This window comes from Halomicrobium sp. HArcel3 (assembly GCF_058933135.1).
In genome coordinates this window covers 1,021,052-1,035,157 of the sequence record NZ_JBZYDN010000001.1, presented here as the reverse complement: position 1 = coordinate 1,035,157, position 14,106 = coordinate 1,021,052, and the positions used below count along the sequence as shown (strand labels likewise).

The 14,106-nt window shown below is 65.1% G+C and carries 19 protein-coding genes; 11 read left to right on the top strand and 8 right to left on the bottom strand.

All coding sequences use genetic code 11. The annotated features are described in order from the left end of the window. The first annotated feature begins 97 nt into the window (after window positions 1-97). The 3 genes from AC5FRV_RS05350 to AC5FRV_RS05340 all read left to right on the top strand — a co-directional run bounded on the left by AC5FRV_RS05350 (window position 98) and on the right by AC5FRV_RS05340 (window position 1,987). Window positions 98-382: a DUF357 domain-containing protein gene (locus tag AC5FRV_RS05350; protein ID WP_493560051.1), complete on the top strand. Its 285-nt coding sequence runs from the start codon at window positions 98-100 to the stop codon at window positions 380-382. A gap of 352 nt (window positions 383-734) precedes the next feature. Then, complete coding sequence (locus AC5FRV_RS05345) at window positions 735-1,715, top strand: transcription initiation factor IIB (protein ID WP_493560050.1); 981 nt, start codon at window positions 735-737, stop codon at window positions 1,713-1,715. 92 nt (window positions 1,716-1,807) lie between these two features. After that, window positions 1,808-1,987 carry a DUF7836 family putative zinc-binding protein gene (locus AC5FRV_RS05340; RefSeq protein ID WP_089817627.1) on the top strand — a complete coding sequence of 60 codons (180 nt, stop codon included), beginning with the start codon at window positions 1,808-1,810 and terminating at the stop codon, window positions 1,985-1,987. A gap of 21 nt (window positions 1,988-2,008) precedes the next feature. Here AC5FRV_RS05340 and AC5FRV_RS05335 read toward each other — a convergent pair whose 3' ends face one another. After that, window positions 2,009-2,413, bottom strand: a complete 405-nt coding sequence (locus AC5FRV_RS05335) for a translation initiation factor IF-2 subunit beta (protein WP_493560049.1) — start codon at window positions 2,411-2,413, stop codon at window positions 2,009-2,011. 144 nt (window positions 2,414-2,557) lie between these two features. On the opposite strand from AC5FRV_RS05335, the gene AC5FRV_RS05330 reads away from it, so the two are divergent. After that, window positions 2,558-2,794: a UPF0058 family protein gene (locus tag AC5FRV_RS05330; protein ID WP_089817623.1), complete on the top strand. Its 237-nt coding sequence runs from the start codon at window positions 2,558-2,560 to the stop codon at window positions 2,792-2,794. Window positions 2,795-2,893: 99 nt separating this feature from the next. Here AC5FRV_RS05330 and AC5FRV_RS05325 read toward each other — a convergent pair whose 3' ends face one another. After that, window positions 2,894-3,406, bottom strand: a complete 513-nt coding sequence (locus AC5FRV_RS05325; protein WP_493560048.1) for a DUF555 domain-containing protein — start codon at window positions 3,404-3,406, stop codon at window positions 2,894-2,896. Between the two features lie 86 nt (window positions 3,407-3,492). On the opposite strand from AC5FRV_RS05325, the gene AC5FRV_RS05320 reads away from it, so the two are divergent. From AC5FRV_RS05320 to AC5FRV_RS05310, 3 genes are read left to right on the top strand one after another with little or no spacing between them, the layout of a single operon-like run. Further along, a complete protein-coding gene (locus AC5FRV_RS05320; protein ID WP_493560047.1) occupies window positions 3,493-4,401 on the top strand; it encodes a DNA-3-methyladenine glycosylase family protein in 909 nt (302 codons plus the stop codon). Window positions 4,402-4,434: 33 nt separating this feature from the next. Continuing rightward, window positions 4,435-4,710, top strand: coding sequence for an acylphosphatase (locus AC5FRV_RS05315; RefSeq protein WP_493560046.1), 276 nt, complete (start codon window positions 4,435-4,437; stop codon window positions 4,708-4,710). Between the two features lie 60 nt (window positions 4,711-4,770). Then, entirely contained in the window at window positions 4,771-6,198 is a 1,428-nt protein-coding gene (locus AC5FRV_RS05310; protein ID WP_493560045.1) for an NAD(P)H-hydrate dehydratase, read from the top strand. Window positions 6,199-6,213: 15 nt separating this feature from the next. Here the strand turns inward: AC5FRV_RS05310 and hflX are convergent, their stop codons facing one another. Beyond that, on the bottom strand, window positions 6,214-7,464 hold the full coding sequence (gene hflX, locus AC5FRV_RS05305) for a GTPase HflX (RefSeq protein WP_493560156.1): 1,251 nt from the start codon (window positions 7,462-7,464) through the stop codon (window positions 6,214-6,216). Between the two features lie 172 nt (window positions 7,465-7,636). On the opposite strand from hflX, the gene AC5FRV_RS05300 reads away from it, so the two are divergent. Further along, window positions 7,637-7,963 (top strand): FUN14 domain-containing protein, encoded by a 327-nt coding sequence (locus tag AC5FRV_RS05300; protein WP_493560044.1) that lies wholly within the window; start codon window positions 7,637-7,639, stop codon window positions 7,961-7,963. Between the two features lie 30 nt (window positions 7,964-7,993). Here the strand turns inward: AC5FRV_RS05300 and AC5FRV_RS05295 are convergent, their stop codons facing one another. Continuing rightward, on the bottom strand, window positions 7,994-8,719 hold the full coding sequence (locus AC5FRV_RS05295) for a ribosome assembly factor SBDS (RefSeq protein ID WP_493560043.1): 726 nt from the start codon (window positions 8,717-8,719) through the stop codon (window positions 7,994-7,996). Between the two features lie 119 nt (window positions 8,720-8,838). Between AC5FRV_RS05295 and AC5FRV_RS05290 the strand changes: the two genes are divergently transcribed. The 3 genes from AC5FRV_RS05290 (at window position 8,839) to AC5FRV_RS05280 (ending at window position 11,756) form a co-directional block, all read left to right on the top strand. Then, window positions 8,839-9,597, top strand: a complete 759-nt coding sequence (locus AC5FRV_RS05290) for a hypothetical protein (RefSeq protein ID WP_493560042.1) — start codon at window positions 8,839-8,841, stop codon at window positions 9,595-9,597. 108 nt (window positions 9,598-9,705) lie between these two features. Next, the gene (locus tag AC5FRV_RS05285) at window positions 9,706-10,590 is read left to right on the top strand and encodes a cell division protein CdpA domain-containing protein (protein ID WP_493560041.1); all 885 of its coding nucleotides are present in this window, start codon (window positions 9,706-9,708) and stop codon (window positions 10,588-10,590) included. Window positions 10,591-10,685: 95 nt separating this feature from the next. Then, on the top strand, window positions 10,686-11,756 hold the full coding sequence (locus AC5FRV_RS05280) for a disk-shape morphogenesis protein volactin (RefSeq protein ID WP_089817603.1): 1,071 nt from the start codon (window positions 10,686-10,688) through the stop codon (window positions 11,754-11,756). A gap of 13 nt (window positions 11,757-11,769) precedes the next feature. Here AC5FRV_RS05280 and AC5FRV_RS05275 read toward each other — a convergent pair whose 3' ends face one another. From AC5FRV_RS05275 to AC5FRV_RS05260, 4 genes are all read right to left on the bottom strand, one after another. Further along, on the bottom strand, window positions 11,770-11,964 hold the full coding sequence (locus tag AC5FRV_RS05275) for a hypothetical protein (RefSeq protein WP_493560040.1): 195 nt from the start codon (window positions 11,962-11,964) through the stop codon (window positions 11,770-11,772). Window positions 11,965-12,120: 156 nt separating this feature from the next. Then, on the bottom strand, window positions 12,121-12,933 hold the full coding sequence (gene psmA / locus AC5FRV_RS05270) for an archaeal proteasome endopeptidase complex subunit alpha (protein ID WP_493560039.1): 813 nt from the start codon (window positions 12,931-12,933) through the stop codon (window positions 12,121-12,123). Window positions 12,934-12,935: 2 nt separating this feature from the next. Continuing rightward, window positions 12,936-13,415, bottom strand: coding sequence for an Rpp14/Pop5 family protein (locus tag AC5FRV_RS05265; protein WP_493560038.1), 480 nt, complete (start codon window positions 13,413-13,415; stop codon window positions 12,936-12,938). Then, window positions 13,412-14,050 carry a class I SAM-dependent methyltransferase gene (locus tag AC5FRV_RS05260; protein WP_493560037.1) on the bottom strand — a complete coding sequence of 213 codons (639 nt, stop codon included), beginning with the start codon at window positions 14,048-14,050 and terminating at the stop codon, window positions 13,412-13,414. The genes AC5FRV_RS05265 and AC5FRV_RS05260 overlap by 4 nt, the downstream gene beginning before the upstream one ends. Window positions 14,051-14,106 lie beyond the last annotated feature (56 nt).

Sequence of the window (14,106 nt, the reverse complement as noted above, 5' to 3'; positions counted from 1 at the left end):
CTGTACAGCGGGTTTTGTAGGTTGCGCTGTCGCGGAGTCCGCACGAGCCCGGCACTGCAAGCCAAGCGATTTGTCGCTCGGCCGTGGAGGGGCGACCATGGCCGCCGATCTAGAGGAGAAGACCGACCGTTACGAGGGGTTGCTCGCCGAGGCCGTCGACGCCGCCGAGATTGCACCGTCGGAGGGGACGCCGATGCACGACGCGGCCCTCGAGTGTGCCGAGATGGCCGAATCGTATCTCGAAGACGGCCGCCACTTCCGGGCCGAGGACGACCCGGTCAACGCGCTGGCGTCGTTCTCCTACGGCCACGCGTGGCTGGACGCCGGCGCTCGGATCGGCCTGTTCGACGTCCCGCGCGAGGGCCACCTGTTCACGGTCTGAGATCTCTCACCGACGTCTCTCCGATGCTATCCGTACCCCGGTCGACGCACATGTCCACTCGAAACCGGTCCCTGAAACGTCGGTAATCGCTCTCTTCTCGCGGCTCGCGTATCGCGGTTCACCCGTGCGTCGGATCGACTCGTCGACAGACGCCGGACGTCGACCCGGAGACAGGCGGCGCCGACCCGCCGTTTGGAACAGACTACCACGTTCCGCAAGCCGGTTCCCGTCGTGCGATTAGGTACCACAACTAACGAAACATTTATATGCTTTTCGCACTTACAAAGAGTTAGGCGGATCGCACCGATTTCTTAAGGATTGCGTCCGCGGCAGTCACGAGAGTTCCCCCATCATGAGTGAATCCCCAGTCCGAACCAACGCAGGCGAACAGGTCGACGAACAGGCGGTGAGGAGCGAGCAGACGGAAGAGCAGGAGTCCGAGGAGGTCTGTCCGGAGTGCGGCGGCGACGTCGTGGCCGACACCGAACACGGCGAGACCGTGTGTGAGGACTGCGGCCTCGTCGTCGAGGAAGACGAGATCGACCGCGGCCCCGAGTGGCGCGCCTTCGACTCCAGCGAACGCGACAACAAGTCCCGGGTCGGTGCGCCCACGACGAACATGATGCACGACAAGGGCCTGTCGACCAACATCGGCTGGCAGGACAAGGACGCCTACGGCAACTCCCTGTCGAGCAAGCAGCGTTCGAAGATGAAGCGCCTCCGGACCTGGAACGAGCGGTTCCGGACCCGCGACTCCAAGGAGCGCAACCTCAAGCAGGCCCTCGGCGAAATCGACCGCATGGCCAGCGCGCTTGGGCTCCCCCAGAACGTCCGCGAGACGGCGTCTGTCATCTACCGACGCGCCCTCAGCGAGGACCTGCTCCCTGGCCGGTCCATCGAGGGCGTCGCGACGGCCTCCGTCTACGCCGCCGCGCGCCAGGCCGGGACGCCCCGGTCGCTCGACGAGATCGCACGTGTCTCCCGCGTCGAGAAGATGGAGTTGACCCGGACGTACCGCTACATCGTCCGCGAACTGGGCCTGGAAGTGGCCCCCGCGAAGCCCGAGAGCTACGTCCCGCGGTTCATCAGCGACCTGGACCTCTCGGACGAGTCCGAGCGACGCTCCCGTGAGCTCATCGAGGCCGCCCGCGAGGACGGCGTCCTCAGCGGGAAGTCCCCCGTCGGACTGGCCGCCGCCGCGGTGTACGCCGGCTCGCTGCTGAGCAACGAGAAGGTCACCCAGAGCCAGGTCAGCGAGGTGGCGAGCATCTCCGAGGTTACCATCCGGAACCGGTACAAGGAGCTGCTCGAAGCGGAAGGGATGCCCGCCTGATCGCCGCCAGCACTGGGACGACTCGACTGCCAGGACGACACGACCGCCGGGACGACACCTTTTTCATGGCGTGCTGCGTGCCAACTACACACATGGTCGAGGCATACGTCCGTTTACTGTGTCCGGAGTGTACCAAGGACTGGGAGTCGACGCCGAGCGACCTCCCTCGCCACGACGGGACCTTTCACTGTCCGAACTGCCACGCGAGCCGACGGCTCGCCGAGTTCGCGCGGACAGACCGCGACCTGCAGACGCTGAAGGGGCTCCAGTAGTCGGGACTGGCGTTTCAGTGATCAGGAACTGGTCGAGGAGCGCGCCCCGCAGGCTTCACATCGCAGTATCGGGACGCCCTGGTCCTGTTCGAGTCGCGTATCCGGCAGGCCGCACTCGGGACAGATGACGAACGTCTCTGTGTACTCGTCGATAGCCGACTCGATGCGCCGCTGACCGAATTCGCCGGTGAGGCGCGCCCGACCACTCTCGTCGATGTGACCGTTCGTCCCGAGCTCGTTCTGTAGGAACTTCATAACGTGTTCGTCTTCCCGACCCAGCGTGTCACAGACCGACTGGAAGTTCTCGAAGACGGTCGCGTTGCCTTCCTGACGAACCTCCGGCGTCGGCACCTCGAAGCGTTCGCTGCTCCCCTCGATGTCGGGCGTCTCGTCGACGGCCCTGTCGAGCATGTCGTCGTAGTCCATACGAGACGGTAGGTTGTCCGATTCCTAAAGTGTTTCACGGTCATGAGACGCTACCGGTAGACAGTCCGTACCACAAGTGAAGGGAGTGTGTTAACTACACTCAGAGTACTACTATAACCCTCGAGTTATTAGGAACGGTTGAATATGAAAAAGCAGGAACTCATCCATCTTCACGGCCTGCTTGCACAGGTACAGACTCACTACGAGAAAGAGACTGGTGACGACGTCGAACACGACGAGTACGCGGAACTTGGCGTTCAGCCGACGTCCATCCACAAGTCGAAGACGGACCACAAGGCCGCCGTCTTCGCGCTTGCGAAGGGCATCACGTCGGAGATGCTCGCCGAAGAGAAAGAACCCGTTTCCGCTGCGGCAGACTGAGGTTTCGTTCCTTTCGGTTTCCCTACGCATCTAGCGGTTCGCTTCTCGCTCTCCCGCGCGTGAACGGACTCCAGCGCCCCTACCGTCGCGATTCGGGCGTTACTCGTCGATCAGTTCCTCGAACTCCGGCAGCACGTCCTCGTCGTCGTCCCCCGGTGCGGCTTCGTCGCCATCGACAGCCTGGTCGGCGTCACTGATCGCGTTCGACGCTTCGCTATCCGTCTCTCCCTCGCCCTCCGTCTCTGTCTCGGGCGCATCGCCGTCATCGTCTTCGTCCGGAGTCTCCTCGATCTCCAGGACTTCGAGCGGGATGTTCTCGAGGCGCTGGCCGATCTCTTTGCGGGCGATCCGGGCGGCGTGTTCGTCGCGTTCGACGTTGAAGACGGTCATCTCCAGTTCGAGCGCGACCAGGCTCTCGTCGGCGGCGACGAACGCCGGTTCCAGTTCCTCGTGGCAGTGCGGGCAGGCCCGTTCGCCCATGTTGATCTCGACGTAGTTGAGGTCGGGGTTGAGCATCTCGCCCGTCTTCGAAATGGCTATCCTGACCGCCTCGTCGGCCGTTTCGACGTCGTATACGGGGACGGCCGCCTCGACGACGACTCTGCAGTCCATATGTGAGCGGTTCGACACCCACTACCAAGAAGGTTCGGCCGGTTGACTCGAAAGGCCAAAGCCGCCTGACCGACAGGGACCGGTAGATGGAACGCGGGCACGTCGACGTCAGTTCGCTGCCGGGTGGATTCGACCTGCAATCGACCGTCGAGAGCGGTCAGTCGTACCTCTGGGACCGCGAGGACGGCCGGATGTACGACGGCTCCGGCGCCCACGGCGGCGACGCCTGGTACTGGACGACGATACAGGTTGACGGGGCCCCGGAGTTCGTCCGGACGCGTCAGGTCGGCGGAACGCTGGAGTGGGAGTCGTCAATCGACGCTGACCCGCACCTCCGCCGGTTGCTTCGGCTCGACGACGACCTGGACGCGATACGAGCCGCCTCTCCGGACGACGACGTCGTCCAGGACGCCTACGACGCCTACTGGGGACTGCGACTCGTCCGCGACCCGCCGTTCGGCTGCCTGATTTCGTTCATCTGCTCGGCCCAGATGCGCGTCGAGCGGATCCACGCGATGCAGACCGCGCTCCGCCGAGCGTACGGTGAACCAGTCGAGTTCGACGGGGTGACCTATCGGACGTACCCCACGCCTGACGCCCTCGCAGGCGCGACGGAAACGGAACTCCGTGACCTGGGCCTCGGCTATCGCGCCCCATACGTCCAGCAGACTGCCGAGATGGTAGCCAGCGGCGAAGCGGACCCGGCGGCAGCGCGGGACATGGCGTACGAGGACGCCCGCGAGCACCTCACTCGCTTCGTCGGCGTCGGGGACAAGGTCGCAGACTGCGTCCTCCTCTTCTCGCTGGACTTTCTGGAGGCGGTCCCGCTCGACACCTGGCTCCGGACGACTATCGCCGACTACTTCCCCGACTGCGACCGCGGCTCGTACGCCGATACGTCGCGAGCTATCCGGGAGTCGCTGGGCGGGGAGTACGCCGGGTACGTCCAGACGTACATCTTCCACTACCTCCGCAGCGGCGGCGACAGTCGCTAGGGATTTTTGCCGCGCTCGTGAGTACGACCGCCCATGACCGACACTCGCGCACACGTGTTCGTCTCCGGGAAGGTCCAGGGCGTCTTCTACCGGGCGACGACGCGGGAAGAGGCCCGCAAGCGAGACGTCGACGGCTGGGTGAAGAACCTGGCCGATGGACGCGTGGAGGCCGTCTTCGAGGGACCCGAGGACGCCGTCGCGGAGATGGTCGAGTGGTGCCACGAGGGAAGCGACCGGGCCCACGTCGAGGACGTCGAGGTGGAGTACGGCGAGCCGGCGGGGTTCGATTCGTTCGAGATCCGCCGCTGACCCGACGAAGGGGGCGTTCGGTCCACCACAGTTACTACGCGGACGGTCGAAGGCAGATCCATGATCACGGGCAGCAGGATGGCCGTCGTCGACGAGAACGCGGACGCCCTCGGCGTCCCGAGAAAGCAGTTGATGGAGTCCTCAGGCAACGCCGTCGCCCGCGTCGTCCGCCAGGTCGCCGACTCCGGTGCGACCGTCACGGTCGTCGCCGGCCGCGGGAACAACGGCGGTGACGCGTTCGTCGCGGCGCGGTTCCTCGACGACTACGACCTGACGGTGCTCCTGCTCGGCCGCGCAGAGACTATCACGACCGACATCGCCCGGGAGAACTGGGACGCGCTCCAGGAAGCGACCTACGACACCCACGAGGTGCGCGACTCGCGTTCTCTCTCACTCGGTGCCCCGGACGTGGTGGTCGACGCGATGCTGGGGACGGGCATCTCCGGAGATCTCAGGGAACCCGCGGCGACCGCGGCCGAAGTGATGAACGACAGCGACGCGACTGTCGTCTCGGTCGACGTCCCCTCGGGCTTCGACGCCGACATCGGAACGCTCCCCGAGAGCGCCGTCGACGCCGACCACGTCGTCACTTTCCACGACGCGAAGCCAGGACTCGAAAACCTCGACGCGACGGTCACCGTCGCGGACATCGGCATCCCGCCCGCGGCCGAGTTGTACGTGGGTCCGGGCGACCTCCGCCGACTGAAGAGCAGGGACCGCAGCGCCCGCGTGTTCGTCGTCGGCGGCGGTCCCTACACCGGCGCGCCGGCGCTGAGCGCCCAGTCCGCCCTTCGGTCCGGCGCGGAGCTGTCCTTCGTCGCCGCCCCCGATTCCGTCGCCGGCGAGATTCAGGGGTACGAACCTGACCTCATCGTCCAGCCCTACGAGGGGGATCGCCTCACGCCCGACCAGGTCGACGGCCTCGTCGAGACGGCCACGAAACACGACGACGTGGTCGTCCTGGGTCCGGGCCTCGGGACGGCCGACGAGACGCTGGCGGCAGCGCGGCGGCTCCTCGAATCGTTCGAGGGCCCGGTGGTCGCCGACGCCGACGCGCTCTCGGTCGTCCCGGACGTCGACACCGATGCCGAGGTGGTCTGTACGCCCAACAGCAGAGAACTGGCTGCCCTGGGCGGTCCGGAAGTCGACGACCTCGCCGAGAACGCCGACCAAGTCGAGCGCGTCGCCGACGAACTCGGTCACGTCGTGCTCGCGAAGGGGGCGGTCGACGTGATATCCGACGGGGACCGTACTCGGCTGTGCCGCGCTGGCAATCCGGGGATGGCTGTCGGCGGCACCGGCGACCTGCTCTCGGGCGTCGTCGCGACGTACCTCGACAGCCAGGACCCCTACGACGCCGCCTGTATGGCCTCCTACACCTCTGGTACTGCGGGAGATTCGCTGTACGACGAACACGGGACGGGCTACGTCGCCTCTGACGTCCTCGAACGGATACCGGCGGTGCTCGGCGACCAGGCCGACGGATAACGCGGAAAAGGGACGCTACGCCGATGCTTCGGCGATCTCGCCGGCCTTCGCGCGCGAGCGCTCCACGACGGACGGGCGAGCCTCGAACTCGATGACGACCTGGTCGCCGTAGTCGACGTCGTCGACGCGGGCGTGGTCGTGGATCCACGAGACGACGCTCATCGTCTCGTCGGTCATCGGCAGGACGAGGCGCTCGCGCTCGTAGTCGGGGAGTTCGCGGTCGATGCGAGAGAGCAGTGCGTCGACGTTCTTCCCCTCCCTGGCACTGACGGTGACCGGGTTCGGGGCGAGCGCGGACAGCGCTTCTTTCTTGCGCTGGACCTCCTCGTCGTCGACGAGGTCGGTCTTGTTCAGGACCGTGACGATGGGGGCCTCGTTGCGCTCGTACAGCGTGTCGTGGCTCGTGACCAGTTTCTCGCGTATCTCCTCGACGGGTTCGCTGACGTCGACGACGAGCAAAACGAGATCCGCCCGGTAGACGGCGTCGAGCGTCGACTTGAACGACTCGACGAGCCAGTGGGGCAGGTCCGAGATGAACCCGACTGTGTCGGTCACCAGAACGTCCCGGCGGTCCATATCGGCCCGGCGGGTCGTGGTCCCCAGGGTCGTGAACAGGCGGTCCTCGCTCTCGGCCGTCGGGTCCAGGTCGGCGTGTAGGTCCTCGTTGGCGTCGACGTCGACGTCCTCGGCGAGTCGCCGGAGTAAGGTCGACTTACCGGCGTTCGTGTAGCCGGCGAGCGCGACCAGGTCGAATCCGGACTCCCGGCGCTGTTCGCGGCGGTGTTCCTCCGTGTTCTGGATGGAGTCGAGTTCGTCACGGATACGGGAGATCCGGTTCTTGATGTCCTGCTCGCGGCTCTCGTCGTACTCACCCAGCCCCATGAACCCGGGGCGCTCGTCGCGTTTGGCCAGGCTGGCCTTCGCTTCCGCGCGCGGGAGTTCGTAGCGCAGTTCGGCGAGTTCGACCTGGAGCTGGGCCTTCCGCGTCTGGGCGCGCTGGCCGAATATCTCCAGAATGAGCCGGAACCGGTCGATGACGCTCGTTCCGTCGGGGAGTTTGTTCCCGATGTTGTACGTCTGGTAGGGGCCAAGCTGGTTGTCGAAGATGACTGCGGTCGCCCGTTCGCGGGCGACGACGTTCGCGAGGCGGTCGACCTTCCCCTCCCCGAGGTGGTAGGCTGGGTCCTCGGTTCGCGTCTGGGTCAGTTCGCCGACGACTTCGTACCCTGCAGCGCGCGCGAGGTCGGATATCTCCTCCGTGTCCATCGTTCCCGCGTCGACGCGCTTTGCGACGACCGCTCGTTCGGTTGGCTGGCTTGGCGTCACTCACCGTGGATTACGCCGCCACCGTATTTAAATCCAGTCCGGGCCCCGGCCGGCCGCTCGCCGCTCGCGAAGGGGCACAAAAGACTTAAGCCACGACTGTAACGTGTCGGGTATGGTCGACTTAAACCCGCAACAGCTCGGTCTGGAACTTGGCGGGGGCGCGGTCATCGGCGGCGTCATCGGCTTCGCCGCCAAGAAGGTGGCCAAGATAATCGCCGTCCTCGTGGGCATCCAGCTCGCCCTCTTCAAGTTCCTCGAAACGCGCGGCGTCCTCTCCGTCGACTGGGGAGCGATAACCGGAACGGCCTCGAACGCGACGAGAGCAGCCGGCGACGCCGCGGGCTCCCAGCCACCCTCCTGGATGATGAGCCTGATCTCGGCACTGCCCGTCAGCGCCGGATTCACCGGCGGCTTCCTGCTCGGTTTCCGGAAGGGATAACTGTCAGTCGCCGCCGCTTTTGCCGGCCGTTTACCGCGTCCTGAGGTCGTCTTCGTCCTTGACGATCTGTGTTTCGGCCTCGCCGCTCGTGTGCTCGTTCACCAGGTCGTAGAACTCGTTTTGCATCCCCGCCGGGAACGTCAGGACACCGACCCAGGAACCGTCGTTCTGCCACTCTTCCCGGTCCAGGTCACCGAACTGACGGATCCGTGACTGTGCACTGCCGGCGTAGTCCGCAGGGACCTGCACGGCGACGGTCACCTCGTCGAACCGGATGGGGATGACTGGCCGGAGCGCCTCGAGGGCGTCGTCGACCTGGTTCTCGACCGGTTCCATCGGATCGATCCGGAAGTCGGTCTCTTCGAGGGCGGACTCGATGCGCTCCGGCGGATGGGGCGCGTCGTCCATCTGGGGATTGACGGCGTTGCGCGTGATGGTCTGGACGAGCTGTTTGTACTTCTGTTCCTGCATCTCGCGGCGCTGTTCGGCCGTTATCTGGATCTCTCCCTGTTTGATGACCTCGGGAATGATCTCGAGGGGGTCGGTCGTCTCGAAGACCTCCTCGAGGGACGTCTCGGGCGGTCTGTCACCCGACGACGCGTCCTCGAAGACGTCCTCCGCCGCGATGACGTCCTCCAGGTCCCCGTCGAACTCGTCGCGCTTGATCGCCAGTGCCGCGTCCGGATCGACCAGCACTTCGAATCGCTGGCCGTGCGATTCGAGCCTCGCCGCCACCGCCTCGTCAAGAGATATCATACCTGTCGGTATCCGTGGATGGCTTAAAGGCCTTTCTCAGCGAGCCGTCCGACCCTGCCTTCTCTCGCGACGGTGATGGGTATGGATTTATAGCAGTGTAGGCGGAATCACCGCGCCGAATGCGGAGTTTCGAGGTTTCGATAGACGACGGGACCGCGCGGTCGCTCGCGATCGAGGCAGACCTCCTCGAGTTCGAGACGGTCGAGTCGTACCTGGCCTGGGTCGTCGAACAGCGGTTCTCGCTGGAGGGGGAAGGGATGCGCTACGGCCGTCTCGCTGCATTTGCCAGCGAAGTTCGTCGCGAGCGCTCGCGGGACGTCCGCTCCGACGAATCGACCGCGGACGACGTCGACCTCTCGATCGGCGGTGCGGAGGACGCCGTCGCCAGGATCGAAGACGAGGAACTCACGAACGTCGTCGAGAGCCTCGCCGACGTAGAGCGCGAACGGGTCGACGCGTTCGCGCGGCGGGCGGTCGCACAGACGAGCGACAGGCTCGGTGAGCGCGGTTGGACGGCTATCGACTACGATCCCCAGTCGACACGTGAGGAGGGGTTCCCCGGAGACGACGTCGCCGACGTCGCGTCCATCGACGTGCCCGGGCACGACGAGGAACTCTGCGACCGACGACGGTGGGCGGTCGGCGCCGCGCTGTGTCTCCTCAGAGAGCAGACCGAGGCCAAGCGGGGCGACTTCGTCGACGAACTGTACGAGGAGCTTCCCGCCGGGTACGGGAGCGAAGACGCCTGGTGGGGCTGTATCAAGACGGGACTTCGTCAGATATCCCGCGTCGAACCGGCCAGAGACGGCGCTCACGTCTGGCGATACAGGACGACGCCGGGTCGGGTGACTCGCATTTCGTTCTCCGACGACTTCTGAAAATACTACGCGTTCGATTATTGAGTCCGTAACGTAATCCGCGAAAAACTAATGGCGGATTAAGCTGAACGGTTCACGTAATGAGGCGGGTTACCGAGCGGGGTGGCTATGACGGGGACTGAGACAGACGGACGACTGTTCGAGTGGTATCGGCGGATAATCGGCGAGCCAGACAGTAACGTCGACGTCTACCTCGGGTTCGCGCTGTTCTTCGGCGCAGTCGGACTCGGACTGGGCGCGTTCGGCGCAGGCGCCGCCGGGCAGTGGGTGGAACTGACCGATTACGTCGCGCGCGAGGTGGCCTTCGCGCTCGGCATGCTCGCCGTTCCGACGGCGCTCTCGTCGGTCATCGTGTTGCTCCCGGTCGACCGGCGGGGCCTGGTCGGTGGCGCTTCGGGTGTCGTCGTCTGTCTCGTCGCTATCGGGCTGTTCACCTACGCATATCCGTACATGTGGGCCGAGGGGAGTGGTCCCCAGTACAGCATTCACGTCCTCGCCGTCTACGGCGTGGGGCTGACGGCCGTCCTCGCGTCGACCGGCGCCGCGATGGTTGCGTACCACATCGACCGGGCGAGGCCCGCGCCCGCCGATTTCGCCCCCGAGGAGACCGAGGACGACGCGCAGATCAGCGACGACGAGATCCGTCAGGACATCGACGAGGCCATGGCTGACGTCGAACTCACGTGGGGTGGCGTCGAACGTCACGAGGGGACGGCCCTGACGCTCACGTCCGACGAGAGTGAGTTCGATACCTCCGGTCTGCAGGCGGCCACGACGGAGGTACACAGCACCGGGGTCGACGAGCAGGTGAGTGGCCTCCGAACGGTCAAGGGCGGCGAACAGACGACCGCTCGCTCGGAGACCACCGTCGACGATCAGACCGATCAGCTACGCGAGTTACGTCGCCGGCGCAGGGAGGAGGCTTCCTCCAGCGACGACGAGACGTTCCTCGCGCGTCTCCTCGCACGGGTCGCCGCGACGTTCGGACGCTAGTCACTCACTAAGATTGTTCATTCGGGAATAATTACTCCATAACATGCACAAACATAGATTTAATACGACGGGGTTTAATTTTCGACTCTGTAACCATGGCTAAAGGACTTGACGTGGGTACGATGAACATCCTGTCGGCGAAACAGGAGGGTACTGACACCGTGTTCGTCCAGCAACGGAACTCCTTCGTGGAGATTGAGTACAGCGACATGGCCGAGCAGATGCTCTCTCGGTCAGACGTCCTTCACATCCGGAAGGACGACGACGTGTACGTCCTCGGGGACGACGCGCTGAACTTCGCGAACATCTTCAACCGCGAGACGCGGCGACCGATGTCCCAGGGGATCCTCTCCTCGGACGAGAAGTCGGCGATTCCGATGATGAAGCTCATCATCGAACAGGTCGTCGGGTCCCCCGACCGTCCCGACGAGAAACTGTACTTCTCCTCGCCCGCGGACCCGATCGATTCGGACCTCAGCACGCTCTACCACCAGAAGACGATCGAGTCGTTCCTGAACGACATGGGGTACGACGCCGAACCGATCAACGAGGGGATGTCGGTCATCTACTCGGAACTCGCCGACAACGACTTCACCGGCCTGGGGATCAGCTTCGGGGCCGGTATGACGAACGTGTGCCTGGCCTACTACGCAGTTCCGGTGATGAAGTTCTCCGTCGCCCGCGGCGGCGACTGGATCGACGAGCAGGCGGCCCAGGCGACTGGTACCCAGGTCGACAAGGTCACCTCCATCAAGGAGGACGGCTTCGAACTCGACTTCACGACCGACGTCGGTGGCGTCGAGGGCGCGCTGTCGATCTACTACGAGAATCTCCTGGACTACGTGATCGAGAAGATCCGAAAGGAGGTCGACGAGGAGGACATCGAAGAAGGCCTCGACGTGCCGGTCGTCGTCACGGGCGGCACTTCCTCGCCGAACGGGTTCTCGAAGCTGTTCGAACAGCACCTCGAAGACGCCGACATCCCGTTCTCCATCAGCGACGTCAGGCACGCCGAGGAACCGATGTACAGCGTCTCCCGCGGCGCCCTCGTCGCCGGCCGCTCTGAGGAAGAAGATCAGGACCGTGACACGGCGGGATCCGCTTCCGAGGACGACGAGAGCGAGTCGGAACCTGACGAGGAGATCGAAGCGGCGAGCGACGACTGATACCGGTCGTTTCTCAGTCGTCCGCGGTTCCCGGTCGGTAGTTGGTGACGTCTCTTTTCACGCCGTACTGTCGCGCGTTGAACCGGTCGATAGCGTCTTCCCACGATTCACGCGGCGGTTCCTCGCGAACGTGGGACACTGAGACGTCGACGAATCCACACTCCTCGCACCGTCGCGAGACGTTCTCCCCCAGTTCGAACTCCGCCATCGAGCCCCCACATCGTACACAGCCCATAATTTTCCCCTTAGTTCGGACGGTAATAACTCTAGCGGCTAGATCGGTACGGTTTCGCCGGCACAAACGTTCTCCAAGCGTGGGATCCGGAGATCACGCGACGCCGAAAATCCGTGAGCCGACCCGTCGTCAGGATTCGTCGTCGGGCTCGTCGTCGGACGTCTCGGCGGACTCGTCTGCGGATTCGTCGTCTGTTCCCTCCTCGTCGGGGGACCCCAGGATGCCCAGGTCGCTGAGGTGTGTCTCTTTGTCGGCGTCGCTGAGTTCACGGAACTGTTCCGTCTCGACGTCGATGGTGGCGATGCCGATTCCCTCGGGAGCGAGTTCGTCGTCGTTGACGGACGCGAGCGCTTCCAGCGCGAGGTCGATGCCGTCGTCGAGGACCATCTCTTCGGAGTAGTTCGCTTCGAGGTACTCCCGGATGTCGCCGCGGTCGGCGCCGACCGCGAGGGCTTTCCACTCGTAGGGCGTCCCCGATGGGTCGGTCTCGTAGAGGCGGGGTTTGCCGTTCGCGATGCCGCCGATGATGAGCGCGACGCCGAACGGTCGGGCGCCGCCGACCTGGGTGTACTGCTGGATGTAGTCGGTGACCTCCTTGGTCAGCGTCTCGATGCCGATCGGTTCGCCGTACCGGAGCTGATTGACCTGCGCCTGGCGGCGGGCGAAGTCGATGAGCTGGCGGGCGTCGGCGACGTGGCCGGCGCTGGCGATGCCGATGTGGTCGTCGGCCTTGTGAATCTTCTCGACGGACGACCGCTCCATCAGCGGCGACCGTATCCGTTTGTCCACTGCGAGGACGACGCCGTCACTGGTCCGAATGCCGATACTTGCGGTGCCGCGCTTGACGGCCTCGCGTGCGTACTCGACCTGGTAGAGACGCCCGTCCGGCGAGAAGATGGTGATCCCCCGGTCGTACGCCTGCTGTTGGTTTTGGCCCTGCATAGTTACTGGAAATCGAGTGTGGTCGCGCCCGAGTAGCCCTCGGGGGTCCGCACGTCGACCTTGCCGTCACGGGCGACGGCGGGTTCCTCCGCGTCCTCGAACGCGACGTGTCTCTGGTCCGGTGGTTCCCGTCGGCGATGTATATAGTTTTCTTCACAGGCTCGCACGGTGCCGCTTACTCCCCTCACGCGGATTCCCACCGGGTCTCCGTCGACCGCTGCCACGCAGGCAAGTGCCGCTCTCGCTCGCGGTTCCTCGCCCCGCCGCGTCCGGACCACTGCGGCGCCGTCTCCGTCGGCCAGATCGAATCGGAGTATCGTCATGTCGAGGTCCGCGCTGCCGGCGTCACCGAAGAGATTCTGGGCGGCGTACCACAGCTCCCGCTGGAAGTCGCGCCGGCCGAACGCGGCGTCGGGCCAGGTCTCGATTGCCACCCCCAGGTATCGCCAGCGCTGGCGGAGGTGTTTCGGGAGGTGTTTCACCGCGGTGCCTCCTCGATTTCGTCGCCGTCGGGGACCCGCTCCCCGACCAGAACGCCAACCTGATCGTGGACGCTCTCGACCGCCGTGAGGGCGAATCCCGCGTCCGTGAAGGCGTCTGCCAGCACGCCGACCGTCGCTGGATCGTCGACTTCCGGGCTATAGAAGGTCTCGTCGGGGTCCGGGTCGCCGAAGAACATGACGTCCCCGAGGACGAACCGCCGGGGTTCGAGGGCGGCGATGACGCCGATGGCCTCGGCCTTCTCCTCGTCGCTGAGGTGGTGCATCGCGAAGTTCGAGGTGACGACGTCGATGTTTCGGTCGACGTTCGGCTCGCGAAAACGGCCCTCGGCGAACTCGACGTTCTCGACGGCGCGGTCGGCGGCCTTCGCCCGTGCTTCGGAGAGCATCCCCTCGCTGATGTCCCGGCCGACCACGAACTCGCATCGCTCGGCCAGCGGCAGGGCGATGGCTCCGGTCCCGGTCCCCAGGTCCAGGACGACGTCGTCCGCGCGCGGATCCGCGTAGCGGACGACGAGGTCGGCACACTCTCGGTAGGCCGCGGAGTCCTGCTGCTCGTCGTACTCGGCGGATTGCTCGGAAAACCGGTCGGCGTGCTCGTCGAGGGACTTCTTCATGTCACACCCGTCGCGGGCGAGGCCAATGAAGCATACGGCTCGCGGAGGCCTGGCTC

Coding starts and splice junctions, on each gene's coding strand:
- AC5FRV_RS05340 (WP_089817627.1), top strand. CDS start 1,808: ATGGTCGAGGCATACGTCCGTTTACTGTGTCCGGAGTGTACCAAGGAC.
- AC5FRV_RS05345 (WP_493560050.1), top strand. CDS start 735: ATGAGTGAATCCCCAGTCCGAACCAACGCAGGCGAACAGGTCGACGAA.
- AC5FRV_RS05350 (WP_493560051.1), top strand. CDS start 98: ATGGCCGCCGATCTAGAGGAGAAGACCGACCGTTACGAGGGGTTGCTC.
- AC5FRV_RS05330 (WP_089817623.1), top strand. CDS start 2,558: ATGAAAAAGCAGGAACTCATCCATCTTCACGGCCTGCTTGCACAGGTA.
- hflX (WP_493560156.1), bottom strand. CDS start 7,464: ATGGACACGGAGGAGATATCCGACCTCGCGCGCGCTGCAGGGTACGAA.
- AC5FRV_RS05295 (WP_493560043.1), bottom strand. CDS start 8,719: ATGATATCTCTTGACGAGGCGGTGGCGGCGAGGCTCGAATCGCACGGC.
- AC5FRV_RS05285 (WP_493560041.1), top strand. CDS start 9,706: ATGACGGGGACTGAGACAGACGGACGACTGTTCGAGTGGTATCGGCGG.
- AC5FRV_RS05320 (WP_493560047.1), top strand. CDS start 3,493: ATGGAACGCGGGCACGTCGACGTCAGTTCGCTGCCGGGTGGATTCGAC.
- AC5FRV_RS05315 (WP_493560046.1), top strand. CDS start 4,435: ATGACCGACACTCGCGCACACGTGTTCGTCTCCGGGAAGGTCCAGGGC.
- AC5FRV_RS05275 (WP_493560040.1), bottom strand. CDS start 11,964: ATGGCGGAGTTCGAACTGGGGGAGAACGTCTCGCGACGGTGCGAGGAG.
- AC5FRV_RS05335 (WP_493560049.1), bottom strand. CDS start 2,413: ATGGACTACGACGACATGCTCGACAGGGCCGTCGACGAGACGCCCGAC.
- AC5FRV_RS05310 (WP_493560045.1), top strand. CDS start 4,771: ATGATCACGGGCAGCAGGATGGCCGTCGTCGACGAGAACGCGGACGCC.
- AC5FRV_RS05290 (WP_493560042.1), top strand. CDS start 8,839: ATGCGGAGTTTCGAGGTTTCGATAGACGACGGGACCGCGCGGTCGCTC.
- AC5FRV_RS05280 (WP_089817603.1), top strand. CDS start 10,686: ATGGCTAAAGGACTTGACGTGGGTACGATGAACATCCTGTCGGCGAAA.
- AC5FRV_RS05260 (WP_493560037.1), bottom strand. CDS start 14,050: ATGAAGAAGTCCCTCGACGAGCACGCCGACCGGTTTTCCGAGCAATCC.
- AC5FRV_RS05325 (WP_493560048.1), bottom strand. CDS start 3,406: ATGGACTGCAGAGTCGTCGTCGAGGCGGCCGTCCCCGTATACGACGTC.
- psmA (WP_493560039.1), bottom strand. CDS start 12,933: ATGCAGGGCCAAAACCAACAGCAGGCGTACGACCGGGGGATCACCATC.
- AC5FRV_RS05300 (WP_493560044.1), top strand. CDS start 7,637: ATGGTCGACTTAAACCCGCAACAGCTCGGTCTGGAACTTGGCGGGGGC.